Here is a 14936-nt window from a genome sequence, read left to right as displayed (position 1 = left end):
GGAGGACTCAATATGAGAACCGTAGTAGTATTTAAAAACGGCAATAACCGGGTTGTACGTTTACCTCGCGACCTCGATTTCGAGGGAGTGAATGAATTGGAGATTATTCGTGAAGGCGATATCATTATTCTGCGACCAGTTAAACCCAGTTGGAATTCTTTTTTACAGCAAGAAAAAGCTGGCTCTGACTTTTTAACCGAACGGCTGGACATTATGGAAAAAGAACGCGTTAAGTTATGAAAAAATATAGGCCATTGTTTTAACCTCTGATTTTAATCGGCATCAGGCTTTAACCGTTTTTTTTACCACTCTTAAAACCTGATTTTATTAGGTCTAATCATCATGGCATATCGTATTTTACATTTAACAAGCGTTAATCATACCTGATTTTTATCTTTGCTGATGTTGTTTACTCTTAATCCTGAGAGATTTCTATAAGCTATCACCCTTTACTTTATCCACATAAATTATGTCAATAAATAACCTGATGACGTTAAAGATACCCCTTTATATTTTTTCAGATAATAAGCTCTCTGTTTAGAACTTAAATCCAACCACATTAACTGTTTTATCCCTCTTTTTATTGCATCATATTTATAACTTGCTCAGTAAAATAACGGTTGAAAACACTTTAATATCAACATTCTGAATAATATTCCTTTACCTGCTGATTTCTTTTCAACTCTCTGTTAATGGTTAATAGCATTTGATTAAATGTAATTAAATAACGCTTTATAATTCTACCACACACAGCCCTATTCAACCCATTGTTATATATAGAGTTGTTAGTGGTATAAGACGTAACACTATTTTGGAATCTTATTTGACTGCCCTTATAAAAAGTGCATCTATTGAGTTAAACCTGCCTTCTCATTTTATATAAAATCTCTAATTTCTCTGTATACTCACTTTTAAATGATCATAGTAAGGAATAGACCACCTTTATTCACTCTGTACTTTTTAAAAAACTGGCATTAATAGGATATCTACTTTTTAACTCTTAGCCCGATAAAAAATCGCCTACGATTGCTAAAAACGAGAAATACAAGTAAAAATAGAAAGTTAACCATATTAAAAAGATGGAACCTGTAAAACGATTCTCATTTTTAGAGTTTCCCTGTTTTTTTAATCAAAAATGCATCCAATAGATGATTTTCATTAAGCAGCTTTTATAAAGCTAATGTTTTTTCATTTACTGACAAATATTTAATTTTCTCTTTTCCATTAAACCGATTATTAGGTTTTATCTTTTTCCTGTATTTAATTCTTTAGTTTTAAAACCAGAGCTGATAACAGATATGCTAGTAATATTAGGATCAATTCCTACTTATTTAATCATTTTTAATACTGCTAATCTAGCTAACCTAAAAGGTTACCATTTCTATTTAATGATTGTCTCTGGTATTTCGTAAGCTTCTTACAGACCATGTAAAATCTTTTATTTAAGAAAACTAGCTTAGTGCGGTTAATCCTATTAAATATTTTTATTCTCATTATCGGGTTAACGCTATCACTTTGTTAATCAATTCAAGACCAGTTTTTCCTGATGTTTTCTCTTCCAATGTCAGTATAGCATCGAATTTTTACCCGTTTTTAAAAAGCCTTAATCACTTATTTTTACCTTTAATGATTAAAGGTCTTACCTGCTTTTTCATAATATGCTGACTATTTTTTCCAGATTTTAAAACTACACTGACAGACCATAAACAGCTTTTTAACTACTGCTTTATCATATTCAGATAAAGCGTATCTCATCTTACCTGAATGAATGAAAGTTTCTGTCATTCCTTGCTTTCAGATCACATAAAAAACAACAACCCACATGATTTAATCTGAGTGAATCTCAACGTTACGAAGTAAATAAAAAGCACTAAAACGAAAAGTTAAAGACAGTAAAAATAGCGTTAAAATCCCACTGATTGTAGCAAAATGCGATAAAAAAGAGTTTAATACCCATGTAAATCATCAGTACAAATTTTTTCGTTTTATTATTAATGAAAACTCAATAGTGATAATCGAAGCGCTAAAAGTCAGCAATCCGAGATACAGCATAATGCGGTGTCTGTTAATTTCTATGTTATCCTGCAATGACTCATTAACTCACATTGAATAATACCCATGATTGCCAAGTTGCTGCGCTCTGCTTTTTTAGGATTACTTGTAGCTGTAATTTTACTGATTACCATTCCATCACTGCGCCCTAGCGGGCTGATATCTGCAATTACCAGCAACAATAATGACGAAGTCCCATTCAGCTTTAATAAAGGTGTCCGTAGAGCAGCGCCTGCCGTGGTTAATGTCTACAGCAGCAACATGGGGAGTTTTTCTCATCAAGGCCGGGAAAACCATACCCTTGGTTCTGGCGTCATTATGAGTGATAAAGGCTACATTCTTACGAATAAACACGTCATTAATAATGCAGGACAAATTATTGTTGCACTGCAAGATGGTCATTTTTATGAAGCCCTGGTCATAGGCTCTGACAGCTTAACGGATCTTGCCGTCCTGAAAATTGATGCCGAAAACCTGCCTGTCATTACTATCAATCCAAATAGAGTGGCTCATGTGGGAGATGTCGTTTTAGCCATTGGTAACCCTTACAACTTGGGGCAAACCATTACTCAAGGAATTATTAGCGCTACTGGTCGCGTCGGATTGAGCCCTACCCGCCGCCAAAACTTTCTCCAGACCGATGCTTCCATTAATCAAGGTAACTCTGGCGGTGCATTGATTAACACCCTTGGTGAACTGGTGGGTATCAATACATTATCATTCGATAAAAGTGAAAATGGTGAAACCCCAGAAGGGTTAGGCTTTGCTATTCCGACTGAACTCGCCACCAAGATTATGCAGAAACTTATCCGTGACGGACGGGTTATCCGGGGTTTTATCGGCATAACGTCACAGGAACTTCCACATATTCGCTCTTCTAACGGCAATATTAACCAGCTTCAAGGGCTACGAGTATTTCAGGTGACTGCAAACGGGCCAGCGCAAAAAGCCGATATTAAAGTGGGTGATATCATTACCAGTGTCAATAATAAACCTGCTATTTCTGCGGTTGAAACAATGGATCAAGTAGCTGAAATACGCCCCGGCAGCGTTATTCCTGTCACTTTATTGCGCAATGGGAAAATATTATCGCTACAAGTGACCGTTGAAGAGTTTAATGACTGAGACGGTATCTGAGCTTCACTGAAATTGGATTTTTGGTGAGCGCAACTGATTAAAAAAATTTGGGATTTATGTCACATTTATTAAGTTAATCAAATGTTAATCACACAAACAGGCGGGACAACATGAATTTTTTGTTATATGTTCTTGATTATATATTAAACAAATAAAACTACTTAATCAGTTCAGTTATCTTAACAGCAATGGAATATCCCCGATGTTGCCTGTTCAATACAGGTTATCAATAAGACTATCAGCAACTGTGGTGGACTATAAATAATGAGGTAGTTTATGAAGTTAGTTTCTATTGCTGATGTGTTATCGACCCCAGAAAATAATTCCAGCGAGTGGTTTTGCTTACCTCCAGATCAAAATAATTGGACGTTAAAAACAGAAGGAGTTTTTTCTCTAAGTAGTGCTGATTTTCCACCTGATTCTGATGATTATTTACCTAAACAGGTAAAAGAAAACGGGTGGATTGAAGTTTTAGATGGAGGAGCAATTGAAGAAGTAGTAGCTAATACTAAGGCCCAGTTAGACAATCCATCTCTTGATGATCTATTGAAAGCATTTATTTTTTATTTTGAAAATGATGCTTTTATAGAGTTTTAATTATAAAAGCCGGAAAGATCCGCGTGATCTTCCGGCCTTCTTATGATCTATCTTGGCGCATACCCACAGTAAGCCAGTGCCGACTGGAACTTACCGATGGCATCCTTAATCGTAAGCGATGAGATGAGTAAATTGTAGTAACACATCAGTACCTTCTCGATCTGAGTTGTGTACCTTATAAATACACTGTTACTTCTTCTACCCATCATTACTTACTTTGCTAAAACTATAGTGCTTCTTGTTTCCAACAATAAGAAAACAAAATTACTTCCCCGTTGATTTCACTCGTTCAATGTTTGCGCCAAGTCCACGCAACTTATCTTCGATATGTTCATAACCCCGGTCAATATGATAAATACGGTCAACAACCGTTACTCCTTCGGCAATACAACCCGCCAGAACCAAACTTGCCGATGCGCGTAAATCCGTCGCCATGACCTGAGCACTGGATAATTTCTTAACACCATGACAAAGCACGGTATTACTTTCAATTTCCGCATGAGCCCCCATACGAATTAATTCAGGGATATGCATGAAACGGTTTTCGAAAATAGTTTCGGTAATCATACCAGCCCCTTCAGCAACCAAATTCAGTAAGCTGAACTGTGCCTGCATATCGGTCGGAAAACCCGGATGCGGAGCAGTACGTAATGTCACAGCTTTAGGACGTTTACCGTGCATATCAAGGCTTATCCAATCTTTACCCATTTCAATATCAGCTCCCGCCTCACGCAATTTAGCCAATACGGCATCCAACGTATCAGGCTGAGCATGACGGCAAACCACCTTGCCACCGGATATCGCTGCCGCAACAAGAAATGTTCCAGTTTCAATCCGATCGGGTAATACACGGTGTACACCACCACCAAGACGTTCTACACCTTCAATGATGATATGGTCAGTGCCTGCACCTGTGATTTTTGCTCCCAAGGTATTAAGAAAATTAGCCGTATCTTCGATTTCAGGTTCACGTGCTGCATTCTCAATAACGGTTGTCCCTTCTGCCAACGTTGCCGCAGTCATAATCGTGACTGTCGCCCCAACGCTGACTTTATCCATCACAATGCACGCCCCTTTCAGACGCCCATTAACGGAAGCCTTAACGTAGCCTTCTTCCAGCACAATTTCAGCACCGAGTTGTTCCAACCCACTGATATGCAGATCAACTGGACGGGCGCCAATCGCACAACCACCCGGCAAAGAAACTTGCCCCTGACCAAAACGCGCTACCAAAGGACCTAACGCCCAAATAGATGCACGCATGGTTTTCACTAGCTCGTAAGGCGCACAATATTGATTCACACTGCGAGCATCCACAAAGACAGAACCATTACGTTCAACTTTGGTCCCAAGGCGATTCAATAATTTGATAGTGGTATCAATATCTTTCAATTCTGGAACATTTTGCAACTCAACAGGCTCTTCAGCCAACAACGCGGCGAACAGGATTGGCAGTGCAGCATTTTTTGCCCCGGAAATAGTAACCTCACCCGACAGACGAGTGGGCCCCTTCACACGAAATTTATCCATCTGTGACTACTCTCTTTATATGATTTGCTGCTCGCGGCGAGGCAAACAACATTAAAAACCGTTGAGTTTACGATCTCGTTTCCAATCATCCGGTGTGTAGGCTTTGATTGATAGGGCATGAATACGATTATCAGCAATGTATTCCATCAAAGGCGCATAAACGGCTTGCTGCTGTTTCACCCGGCTCATACCGGCAAACATTTCACCCACCGCAATAACCTGGAAATGGCTGCCATCTCCGTTAACGATGACTTCATCCAGTGCTAATTTATCCATCAGCACTTGCTTAATCTCATTAGTATCCATAATTGCTCAATGTTCTGTAGTTAGAAATAATAGACAGCCATCTATCCTAATAGAATCCTGCTTATTCTTAAACTGTGAAAACGCCCTTGTAACATTTCTGCTTACAAGGGCGCTGATTATACAGATAATTAATGAGATTATCGGTTAGCTATCAATGATAATTTCTTGCAGATCATAGAGCGTAATCAGGGTGTTAAGCCGTTCATCAATGCCAGAAAAGCGCAATTTATCCCCTCTCTTTTGCATATGATGCTTAAAACGAACTAAAAGAGCCAACCCGGTAGAATCCACATATTCAAGCTGTGACACATTGATACAGTCGATATCGGCCATTAACTTTTCTTTTTGCTGCCAGAGAGGAAGCAAAGTGTCGCGATCCAAAATACCTTTGAGGATCAATGTTTGCTCTACTTTTTCCCAACTCAAACTCTCACCCATCTCACTTTTTCTCTTCCAGAGTAATTGGCTGACGAGCACTGATTTCAAGCTGCTTAGTTAAGCCATCAATACCTTGCTGACGCAAGATAGAAGCCCATTCACTTTGTTTAGTCGTAATCATACTGACGCCTTCTGCAATCATATCAAATGCCTGCCAGTAACCCGTTTTGCTGTTTTTGCGCCACTGGAAATCAAGACGGACTGGAGGACGGCCATTCGTGTCGATAATCGTGACACGAATAGCAATAACATTACTGTCTCCCAACGGCTTTTCAGGGTCAATCTGGTAAGTTTGATTATGATACATTGCCAAAGCCTGCCCATAAGCCTGCTCAAGATAGGATTCAAATGCAACAAAATAAGCCTTACGCTGCTCTGGAGTCGTATCTTTATAGTATTTCCCCAGAACCAATGCCCCTGCGTATTTGATATGGACATAAGGCAGTAGTTCCTCTTTCACCACTTTACGCAGATAATCTGGATTTTGACGAATTTGTGATTGGCTGTTTTTCAAACGAGTAAAAGTCTTTTCCGCCGCATCCTGCATCAACTTATAAGGATTCGTCTGATCAACTGCGCTCGCTAATGGCGCAACAACCAGCAGCACCACCATTAATAATCTCTTCAACATAATTGGTTCCTCTTAATGATATTCAGTTGCTGGCTAGGGTGTCGATGGATGCTCTGCCCCACTTTGGACATTATCACCACTCTTATACAAGAACTGGCCGATAAGATCCTCAAGTACCATTGCTGATTTGGTATCCTGTACGCGGTCACCCTCTTTCAGAATACGGGTGTCCATGTCGGGATCTTCAAACCCTATATTCAGGGCAATATATTGTTCACCTAATAGGCCAGAAGTACGGATGGAAAGAGAACTGGTATCAGGGATATGGTCATATTGCTTCATAATATCCAGTGCCACTTGCGGCGTATAAGTTTTTTCATCAAGAGAGATAGTTGCAACACGACCAATCACCACACCACCAATTTTTACCGGTGAACGCACTTTCAGACCACCAATATTGTCAAAAGTTGCGTACAGACGGTAAGTTGGCTGGTTGCCTACCGATTTAATGTCTGCCACTTTTAGGCATAAAAAGACGATTGCAGCCAGTGCAATCAAGACAAAAAATCCAACCCAAATTTCACTTTTCTTGCTTTGCATTGGCTTAGTTCCCAAACATGAGTGCTGTCAGCACAAAATCCAAACCTAAAACGGCTAGCGACGCATGAACCACCGTTCTGGTCGTTGCTCGGCTGATCCCTTCCGAAGTAGGAATCGCATCATAACCATTGAATAAGGCAATCCAAGTCACAGTAATGGCGAAAATGACACTTTTAATAAAACAATTAAGTAAATCTTTCTGCCACTCGATAGCAGACTGCATTGAAGACCAGAAGAAGCCACTGTCAATCCCCTTCCAATCAACACCAACCATCGCACCGCCCCAAATACCTACCGCCACAAAAATCAAGGATAATAGCGGCATACTGATAAACCCGGCCCAGAAACGGGGTGCTATCACACGCCGTAATGGATCTACCGCCATCATCTCCAGGCTGGAAATTTGCTCCGTGGCTTTCATCAAACCAATTTCTGCGGTCAGGGCTGATCCTGCTCGACCAGCAAACAATAGTGCAGTAACCACCGGCCCCAATTCACGCAACAGAGATATCGCCACCATCATACCAAGACTGGCTTCTGCGCTATATGTTGTCAGAACCAGATACCCCTGTAGGCCAAGCACCATGCCAATAAACAGCCCTGAAACGATAATAATCAATAATGACCGAACACCCACGCTGTAAAGCTGCTGTCGGAGTAACGGCCATTGTCTGGCGGGTTCTGGCTTGCCAATTATCGCGAGGAAAAGCATAAAACCTGCACGACCAAAAGAGGCAAATACCTCAATGGCCCGTCGGCCAAGTGCCACCAGCACCTGTGTTAACATTAACATCCCATTATCCTAATAACTCAGTTTTATAATCCCCAGCCGGGAAACGGAAAGGTACCGGCCCGTCAGCAATACCATCAAGAAATTGCCGTACTCGTCTATCAGAATTAGAGTGCAACTGCTGAGCAGTACCCTCAGCAATAATCTGTTGTTCAGCAATAATATAAGCGTAGTCTGCAATGCTCAGAACTTCCGGTACATCGTGGGAAACAACCACACAGGTAACGCCAAGTGCCTTATTCAGTTCATCAATCAACTTCACCAAAACCCCCATCGTAATCGGGTCCTGGCCAACAAAAGGCTCATCAAACATAATCAGATCAGGATCAAGTGCAATGGCACGCGCTAGAGCTGCACGCCTGGCCATACCACCGGAAAGTTCAGAAGGCATCAAATTCGCGGCACCACGTAACCCTACGGCCTCTAATTTCATCATTACCGTGGTCTGTATAATTTCTTCAGGCAGATTCGTATGTTCACGCAGCGGAAAAGCAACGTTCTCAAAGACACTGAGATCAGTGAATAATGCCCCAGATTGAAACAGCATACTCATCTTCTTGCGAGCAGCATACAAGTGAGAACGGGATAAAACAGGAATATTGTCGCCATCAAACCAGATTTCTCCGCGCTCAGGACGTAACTGACCGCCAATCAATCGTAATAGTGTTGTTTTCCCTATCCCAGAAGGCCCCATAATTGCAGTGACTTTTCCTCTAGGCACAACTAAATTAATATCAGCAAAAATCAAACGGTTACCACGGGTAAAATACATACCACGGATCTCGATGAGATTTGCTGTCTGTTGGTTCATTATTGATAGCCCTTAACGGTTAATAAATTGGCTTTAATATTTGGTTCATATATTAATCATATATACTACAAAAAAACTGGAGAATTTTCGCCATTAATGTGATGACAAATTTTACTTTTCTATCCGCCGCCGTCAGAATATACCCCATCTAACTGGGCAGACAATTTTTGTTTAGAAAATCAACCAGCGTTAACATTAATTCGGAATATACCTTACAAGGGATGCTTCATGCTTCTGACCTTTTCACTTCTCATTACCGGGTTGATTTTACTGGTATATGGTTCCGATAGATTAGTATATGGTGCTGCAATTTTTGCCCGTACTCTGGGGCTGCCTCCCTTTATTATTGGTATTACCATTGTTGGCATTGGAACTTCTCTACCCGAATTAATGGTTTCAGTTACTGCAATGCTAGATAGTCAACCTGATATGGCTGTGGGTAATGTTATTGGCTCCAACATTACTAATCTGCTACTAATAACCGGTGCTGCTGCATTTATTCGCCCGATGGAAGTAAAATCAGATATCCTGCGGCAGGAACTGCTGTTGATGCTACTGCTCACCGCCTTTTGTGGTTATTTGATGAGTGATCACTACCTCAACCGGATGGATGGGTTGGTATTACTCGCTTCCGCCATAGTGTATATCTTACTGATGATAAAAATGGTTGCTCTCCCGCGCCGCGCCGAAGCGGATATTTATACGCAAGAACAGGCTGCCGAATTACCAGTCGAAGGCAATAAACACATTGCCCTACTTTGGATTCTATTAGGGTTACTTATTTTACCTATGGCAACTCGTATGGTTATTGATAATGCAACTGTTATTGCCCGCATTTATGGCATCAGTGAATTAGTTATAGGGCTTACTGTACTTGCGGTCGGTACCAGCCTGCCAGAATTAGCAACCTCTATTGCCGCCGCGTTCAAAGGCGAAGATGACATTGCATTCGGGAATATTATAGGTTCGAATATATTCAATATATCAATTGTTTTGGGCCTTCCCGCATTACTCTCACCAGCAGCCATTTCACCTGAATCTTTCCATCGTGACTTTTGGGTAATGATGGTAGCCAGCATAATATTTACTGCATTTTGTCTGGGTCGTAAACACCGATTAAACCGATTTAAAGGTGTCTTGTTATTAAGCTGCTTTATCGCTTATTTTATCGTACTGTTTATTTCCAATTACAGCATTGAATAAACACGAATGAGTAGGAAAAAGAAATGCCTAAGATTGATTTTCAGCAAACGGGTAAAAAAGTATTACACATAGAACGTGATGGATTAACAGAACTTGAACAACATATAAACGGAGATTTTGACCGTACCTGTGAACTGATGTTCAACTGCGAAGGTAAAGTGATTGTCATGGGGATGGGCAAATCCGGCCATATCGGGTGTAAAATTGCTGCCACTTTCGCCAGCACCGGTACACCATCCTTTTTCGTTCATCCGGGAGAAGCCAGCCACGGCGACCTCGGCATGATCACACCTAAAGACATTGTTTTAGCTATCTCAAATTCGGGTGAATCCAGTGAAATTTTGTCGCTGATTCCCGCATTAAAACGCCAAAAAATTCCGCTTATCTGCATGACTAACAATTGCAACAGTAATATGGGAAAAGCCGCCGATATCCACTTGTGTATCAAAATCCCACAGGAAGCCTGTCCGCTAGGTTTAGCTCCTACAACCAGTACCACTGCAACACTGGTTATGGGTGATGCTTTAGCGGTTGCATTGCTCCAGGCACGCGGCTTTACCGCTGAAGATTTCGCACTATCACATCCAGGCGGCACTCTTGGACGCAAACTTCTGCTACTGGTGAGTGATTTGATGAATACAGGCAATGATATTCCAAAGGTTAATCGCGACGCTTCCTTACGCGAAGCTCTGCTCGAAATCACCCGACAAAAACTGGGTATGACCGTCATTTGCGATGAAAATATGTATATTGATGGTATTTTTACTGATGGTGACTTACGGCGAGTGTTTGATATGGGCGTCGATTTGTACAATGTCAAAATTTCAGATGTTATGACAACAGGTGGTATCCGCATCAAACCGAATGCCCTTGCAGTTGATGCATTGAACTTAATGCAATCACACCATATCACTTCCTTGTTGGTCGCAGAGGAAAATAAATTACTTGGTGTATTACATATGCATGACCTGCTACAAGCTGGTGTGGTGTAACCGGAGAAAATGCCTTAATGAGCCAATTAGTTTATTTGGACACCTGTTATGGTCCAGTTAATAAAGACGTTATTGAAAAAGCCTGTAAAATCCGCTTGCTGATTTGCGATGTTGACGGTGTTATGTCCGATGGTCGGATCTATATGGGCAATAACGGTGAAGAATTAAAAACATTTAATGTTCGAGATGGTTACGGAATTCGCTGCTTAATTACTTCAGGAATCGAAGTCGCTATTATTACCGGCCGTAAAGCAAAATTGCTGGAAGATCGAGCAAATACCTTAGGTATTACACATCTTTACCAAGGACAAAGTGATAAGGTTTTGGCGTACAAAGAATTGTTAGATAAACTGGGATTAAGACCAGAACAGGTTGCTTACATCGGTGATGATCTGATTGATTGGCCGGTCATGGAACAAGTAGGTTTATCTGTCGCTGTGGCAGATGCACATCCATTACTCTTACCAAAAGCGCATTATGTCACCCAAATTGCAGGGGGACACGGTGCGGTAAGGGAACTTTGTGATTTGGTGCTTTTCGCTCAGAATAAGCTAGAAGAATCCAAAGGATTATCAATATAGTAGGTTGAAGTGAAACGAAAATGGATAGAATCAAATCCTGGTTGGTGATAACTCTGGTATTAATCATCCTGGCGTTAATGGGCTGGAACTTGTCTGATTCAGATGAGACTAAATCATCTTCTGCTACAGATAACAGTCAGCCAACCTATCAAAGTCAGGAAGCCATAACTTTTGTTTATGACCCTACGGGGAAATTGACGTATAAATTGGTCGCTGATGATGTCCAGAATTATGCAGAGTCAAAAATTACCTGGTTTACCAAACCGGTATTAATTACTTATGACTCAAATGCCATTGCTACATGGACAGTTCGTGCTAACAAAGCCAAACTGACTAATGACAAAATGCTCTATCTTTACGGAGACGTACAGGTTGACAGTCTGACTAATACATCACAATTACAACGTATTACTACAGAGAACGCTATCATCAACCTGGTCACTCAGGATGTTTCATCCGACGATCAGGTCACACTGATTGGTGTCGGGCTAAAATCTGTCGGTATGAAAATGCGTGGCAACCTGCGAAACAAAACCGCTGAACTGATTGAAAAGGTTAACACCTACTATGAAATCCAACATGAAAAACAGAATCCGTAATGCTTTTATTGCCAGTGCTATCTTTGCAGTCACTCTTCCCGCTATGGCACTGAAAGATGACACACAGAAACCCATTTCTATCGATTCTGTTAAACAAGCCCTTGACATGACAGGGAACACTGCCACATTTACAGAAGATGTGATCGTTAAACAGGGTTCTATTGATATCCGCGCTGACAAAGTTGTTGTGACTCGCCCAGATGGCGATTCTAAGAAAATGGTTATTGAAGCATTTGGTAATCCGGTAACCTTCTATCAACTACAGGACAATGGCAAACCAATCAAGGGCCGCGGTTCCAAAATGCGTTACGAAATGGATAAAGAGCTGGTTACACTCACTGGCAATGCCTATTTGGAACAGTTAGACAGCAATATAAAAGGTGATCGTATCACCTATCTAGTCCCAACTCAGCAGATGGAAGCGTTTAGTGACAAAGGTAAACGAGTGACAACCGTCCTACTCCCTTCTCAATTACAAGAAGAAAGCCCTGGGGCTAACAACAAGAGTAAATAACGATATATGGCAATACTAAACGCAGAAAATCTGGCAAAAGCTTACAAAGGCCGTAAGGTCGTTGAAAATGTCAGCCTAAACGTGAACTCCGGCGAAATTGTCGGCCTGCTTGGTCCGAACGGTGCAGGGAAAACGACGACTTTCTATATGGTCGTCGGTATCGTTTCACGGGATACCGGGACAATTACCATTGATAATGAAGATATCAGCCTACTGCCACTTCATGAACGGGCACGCCGTGGTATCGGTTATTTGCCTCAGGAAGCGTCTATTTTCCGCCGTCTAAGCGTCTTCGACAACCTGATGGCGGTATTGGAAATCCGCCAGGATCTGACTCAAGAACAACGAAAAGAGCGTGCCGAAGAGCTGATGGAAGAGTTCCATATCAGCCACCTACGTGACAATCTTGGTCAATCACTTTCCGGGGGTGAACGTCGCCGCGTAGAAATTGCCAGAGCACTGGCAGCTAATCCGAAATTTATTTTGCTGGATGAGCCCTTCGCCGGCGTAGATCCGATCTCAGTCATCGATATCAAAAAAATCATTCAGCATTTGAGAGATTATGGGCTCGGGGTCCTTATCACAGACCACAATGTCCGTGAAACATTGGATGTATGCGAACGTGCTTATATTGTCAGCCAAGGGCATCTGATTGCTCACGGCACACCTAATGATATTCTTAATAATGAACAGGTGAAGCGCGTTTATTTAGGCGAAGGTTTCCGGCTCTAATTTGGCCAGGAGAATTGATTTAACGCTATGAAGCAAAGTTTGCAACTCAGGCTTAGTCAGCAACTGGCTATGACACCACAGCTCCAACAAGCTATTCGTTTGTTGCAACTTTCTACGCTTGAACTTCAACAGGAGATACAGCAAGCGTTAGAAGCGAACCCTTTGCTTGAACAGGATGAAGATCATCAAGAAATCAGCAATCAGGAACTTCCCGATAACGAAACGGAAGCTATGGATACGCTTGATGCCTTGCAACAAAAGGATATGCCAGATGAGTTACCCCTGGATGCCAGTTGGGATGAAATTTACACCGCTGGCACACCTTCCGGGACACGCAACGACTATAACGACGACGAACTGCCACTTTACCAAGGTGAAACCGTTCAAACCCTGCAAGACTATTTGATGTGGCAGGCAGAACTCACTCCTTTCACGGAAACAGATGCAGCAATTGCAACATCAATCATTGATGCCGTAGATGACACTGGCTATCTCACTGTACCATTAGAAGATATCCTTGCCAGCATTGGAGACGATCAACTCACTCTGGAAGAAGTGGAAGCCGTGCTAAAACAGGTACAACATTTCGATCCTATCGGTGTCGCCGCTCGTGATCTAAAAGATTGTCTACTAGTCCAGCTATCCATGTTTCCGCCAGAAACACCTTATCTGGAAGAGGCAAAACTGATCGCTTGCGAATATCTGGAGCTATTAGGTCATCGGGATTTCCGCAATTTAATCCGCCTGAGTCGCTTGAAAGAAGATACACTGAAAGAGGCCATAAATTTAATCCAGTCACTTGAACCGAAGCCTGGCCTGGCAATAAACACCGGCGAATCAGAATATGTCATCCCCGATGTACTGGTTCGAAAAGAGAGTGAACACTGGCAAGTAGAATTGAATACAGATAGTATCCCCCGTTTACACATTAATCAGCATTATGCAGAGCTTGGGCAACATACGCGCAATGAAAGTGACAGTCAGTTTATCCGCAATAATCTACAAGAGGCCAAGTGGCTTATCAAAAGCCTGGAAAGCCGAAATGATACTCTGCTGAAAGTTACGCGCTGCATTGTAGAGCAGCAACAGGAATTTTTTGAACATGGTGAAGAATATATGAAACCTATGGTTTTGGCAGACATTGCTTTCCAAGTTGATATGCATGAATCCACCATTTCCAGGGTGACTACCCAGAAATTCCTGCACAGCCCACGTGGTATTTTTGAATTGAAGTATTTTTTCTCCAGTCATGTCAATACAGAAAGTGGAGGCGAAGCCTCTTCAACTGCAATACGGGCTTTGGTGAAAAAACTGGTAGCAGCGGAAAACCCCGCCAAACCATTAAGTGACAGCAAACTGACGAGCATACTAGCCGATCAAGGCATCATGGTTGCCCGACGGACTGTCGCAAAATATCGAGAGTCGTTATCCATTCCGCCATCAAGCCAACGTAAGCGTCTGGTTTGAAATGAACAGAGAAGGA

Annotated in this window: 17 protein-coding genes; 10 read left to right on the top strand and 7 right to left on the bottom strand. The window is 41.7% G+C overall.

The genetic code is table 11. The annotated features are described in order from the left end of the window. Positions 1–12: 12 nt before the first annotated feature. From vapB to KZ793_RS12625, 3 genes are all read left to right on the top strand, one after another. Positions 13–240: a type II toxin-antitoxin system VapB family antitoxin gene (gene vapB, locus KZ793_RS12635; protein WP_225815659.1), complete on the top strand. Its 228-nt coding sequence runs from the start codon at positions 13–15 to the stop codon at positions 238–240. A 1878-nt stretch (positions 241–2118) separates the two neighbouring features. After that, a complete protein-coding gene (gene degS / locus KZ793_RS12630; RefSeq protein ID WP_225815658.1) occupies positions 2119–3177 on the top strand; it encodes an outer membrane-stress sensor serine endopeptidase DegS in 1059 nt (352 codons plus the stop codon). A gap of 288 nt (positions 3178–3465) precedes the next feature. Next, complete coding sequence (locus tag KZ793_RS12625; RefSeq protein WP_225815657.1) at positions 3466–3786, top strand: DUF7716 domain-containing protein; 321 nt, start codon at positions 3466–3468, stop codon at positions 3784–3786. A gap of 264 nt (positions 3787–4050) precedes the next feature. Here KZ793_RS12625 and murA read toward each other — a convergent pair whose 3' ends face one another. From murA to mlaF, 7 genes are all read right to left on the bottom strand, one after another. Then, entirely contained in the window at positions 4051–5316 is a 1266-nt protein-coding gene (murA, locus tag KZ793_RS12620) for a UDP-N-acetylglucosamine 1-carboxyvinyltransferase (protein ID WP_225815656.1), read from the bottom strand. Between the two features lie 51 nt (positions 5317–5367). Further along, positions 5368–5622, bottom strand: coding sequence for a BolA family iron metabolism protein IbaG (ibaG, locus tag KZ793_RS12615; RefSeq protein ID WP_118985580.1), 255 nt, complete (start codon positions 5620–5622; stop codon positions 5368–5370). A 144-nt stretch (positions 5623–5766) separates the two neighbouring features. After that, positions 5767–6060, bottom strand: a complete 294-nt coding sequence (mlaB, locus tag KZ793_RS12610; RefSeq protein ID WP_225815655.1) for a lipid asymmetry maintenance protein MlaB — start codon at positions 6058–6060, stop codon at positions 5767–5769. Position 6061: 1 nt separating this feature from the next. Further along, on the bottom strand, positions 6062–6691 hold the full coding sequence (gene mlaC, locus KZ793_RS12605; protein ID WP_225815654.1) for a phospholipid-binding protein MlaC: 630 nt from the start codon (positions 6689–6691) through the stop codon (positions 6062–6064). A gap of 33 nt (positions 6692–6724) precedes the next feature. Next, positions 6725–7231, bottom strand: coding sequence for an outer membrane lipid asymmetry maintenance protein MlaD (mlaD, locus tag KZ793_RS12600; RefSeq protein WP_225815653.1), 507 nt, complete (start codon positions 7229–7231; stop codon positions 6725–6727). Between the two features lie 4 nt (positions 7232–7235). Then, a complete protein-coding gene (gene mlaE, locus KZ793_RS12595; RefSeq protein WP_225815689.1) occupies positions 7236–8018 on the bottom strand; it encodes a lipid asymmetry maintenance ABC transporter permease subunit MlaE in 783 nt (260 codons plus the stop codon). A gap of 10 nt (positions 8019–8028) precedes the next feature. Continuing rightward, positions 8029–8832 (bottom strand): phospholipid ABC transporter ATP-binding protein MlaF, encoded by an 804-nt coding sequence (gene mlaF / locus KZ793_RS12590; protein ID WP_225815652.1) that lies wholly within the window; start codon positions 8830–8832, stop codon positions 8029–8031. A 228-nt stretch (positions 8833–9060) separates the two neighbouring features. On the opposite strand from mlaF, the gene KZ793_RS12585 reads away from it, so the two are divergent. From KZ793_RS12585 to rpoN, 7 genes are read left to right on the top strand one after another with little or no spacing between them, the layout of a single operon-like run. After that, entirely contained in the window at positions 9061–10035 is a 975-nt protein-coding gene (locus KZ793_RS12585; protein WP_225815651.1) for a calcium/sodium antiporter, read from the top strand. A gap of 23 nt (positions 10036–10058) precedes the next feature. Next, positions 10059–11027, top strand: a complete 969-nt coding sequence (kdsD, locus tag KZ793_RS12580; RefSeq protein ID WP_225815650.1) for an arabinose-5-phosphate isomerase KdsD — start codon at positions 10059–10061, stop codon at positions 11025–11027. Between the two features lie 17 nt (positions 11028–11044). Then, positions 11045–11608, top strand: coding sequence for a 3-deoxy-manno-octulosonate-8-phosphatase KdsC (gene kdsC / locus KZ793_RS12575; RefSeq protein WP_118985587.1), 564 nt, complete (start codon positions 11045–11047; stop codon positions 11606–11608). Positions 11609–11628: 20 nt separating this feature from the next. Next, positions 11629–12207, top strand: a complete 579-nt coding sequence (gene lptC / locus KZ793_RS12570; protein ID WP_225815649.1) for an LPS export ABC transporter periplasmic protein LptC — start codon at positions 11629–11631, stop codon at positions 12205–12207. After that, positions 12188–12721 carry a lipopolysaccharide ABC transporter substrate-binding protein LptA gene (gene lptA / locus KZ793_RS12565; protein WP_225815648.1) on the top strand — a complete coding sequence of 178 codons (534 nt, stop codon included), beginning with the start codon at positions 12188–12190 and terminating at the stop codon, positions 12719–12721. The genes lptC and lptA overlap by 20 nt, the downstream gene beginning before the upstream one ends. 6 nt (positions 12722–12727) lie before the next feature. Beyond that, the gene (gene lptB, locus KZ793_RS12560) at positions 12728–13453 is read left to right on the top strand and encodes an LPS export ABC transporter ATP-binding protein (RefSeq protein ID WP_011148169.1); all 726 of its coding nucleotides are present in this window, start codon (positions 12728–12730) and stop codon (positions 13451–13453) included. Between the two features lie 27 nt (positions 13454–13480). Continuing rightward, entirely contained in the window at positions 13481–14920 is a 1440-nt protein-coding gene (gene rpoN / locus KZ793_RS12555) for an RNA polymerase factor sigma-54 (RefSeq protein WP_225815647.1), read from the top strand. The last annotated feature ends 16 nt before the right edge of the window (positions 14921–14936 follow it).

The sequence above is a fragment of the Photorhabdus antumapuensis genome (genome assembly GCF_020387775.1).
GTDB lineage: Bacteria > Pseudomonadota > Gammaproteobacteria > Enterobacterales > Enterobacteriaceae > Photorhabdus > Photorhabdus antumapuensis.
The sequence above is the reverse complement of the archived record's forward strand: the minus strand, read 5'-3'. Positions and strand labels throughout refer to the sequence as shown.

What these genes read in the sequence shown, in the direction of transcription:
- rpoN (WP_225815647.1), top strand. Translation starts at nt 13,481, where the DNA reads ATGAAGCAAAGTTTGCAACTCAGGCTTAGTCAGCAACTGGCTATGACA.
- mlaD (WP_225815653.1), bottom strand. Translation starts at nt 7,231, where the DNA reads ATGCAAAGCAAGAAAAGTGAAATTTGGGTTGGATTTTTTGTCTTGATT.
- mlaB (WP_225815655.1), bottom strand. Translation starts at nt 6,060, where the DNA reads ATGGGTGAGAGTTTGAGTTGGGAAAAAGTAGAGCAAACATTGATCCTC.
- kdsC (WP_118985587.1), top strand. Translation starts at nt 11,045, where the DNA reads ATGAGCCAATTAGTTTATTTGGACACCTGTTATGGTCCAGTTAATAAA.
- ibaG (WP_118985580.1), bottom strand. Translation starts at nt 5,622, where the DNA reads ATGGATACTAATGAGATTAAGCAAGTGCTGATGGATAAATTAGCACTG.
- mlaC (WP_225815654.1), bottom strand. Translation starts at nt 6,691, where the DNA reads ATGTTGAAGAGATTATTAATGGTGGTGCTGCTGGTTGTTGCGCCATTA.
- lptC (WP_225815649.1), top strand. Translation starts at nt 11,629, where the DNA reads ATGGATAGAATCAAATCCTGGTTGGTGATAACTCTGGTATTAATCATC.
- KZ793_RS12585 (WP_225815651.1), top strand. Translation starts at nt 9,061, where the DNA reads ATGCTTCTGACCTTTTCACTTCTCATTACCGGGTTGATTTTACTGGTA.
- mlaF (WP_225815652.1), bottom strand. Translation starts at nt 8,832, where the DNA reads ATGAACCAACAGACAGCAAATCTCATCGAGATCCGTGGTATGTATTTT.
- murA (WP_225815656.1), bottom strand. Translation starts at nt 5,316, where the DNA reads ATGGATAAATTTCGTGTGAAGGGGCCCACTCGTCTGTCGGGTGAGGTT.
- kdsD (WP_225815650.1), top strand. Translation starts at nt 10,059, where the DNA reads ATGCCTAAGATTGATTTTCAGCAAACGGGTAAAAAAGTATTACACATA.
- KZ793_RS12625 (WP_225815657.1), top strand. Translation starts at nt 3,466, where the DNA reads ATGAAGTTAGTTTCTATTGCTGATGTGTTATCGACCCCAGAAAATAAT.
- mlaE (WP_225815689.1), bottom strand. Translation starts at nt 8,018, where the DNA reads ATGTTAACACAGGTGCTGGTGGCACTTGGCCGACGGGCCATTGAGGTA.
- lptB (WP_011148169.1), top strand. Translation starts at nt 12,728, where the DNA reads ATGGCAATACTAAACGCAGAAAATCTGGCAAAAGCTTACAAAGGCCGT.
- degS (WP_225815658.1), top strand. Translation starts at nt 2,119, where the DNA reads ATGATTGCCAAGTTGCTGCGCTCTGCTTTTTTAGGATTACTTGTAGCT.
- vapB (WP_225815659.1), top strand. Translation starts at nt 13, where the DNA reads ATGAGAACCGTAGTAGTATTTAAAAACGGCAATAACCGGGTTGTACGT.
- lptA (WP_225815648.1), top strand. Translation starts at nt 12,188, where the DNA reads ATGAAAAACAGAATCCGTAATGCTTTTATTGCCAGTGCTATCTTTGCA.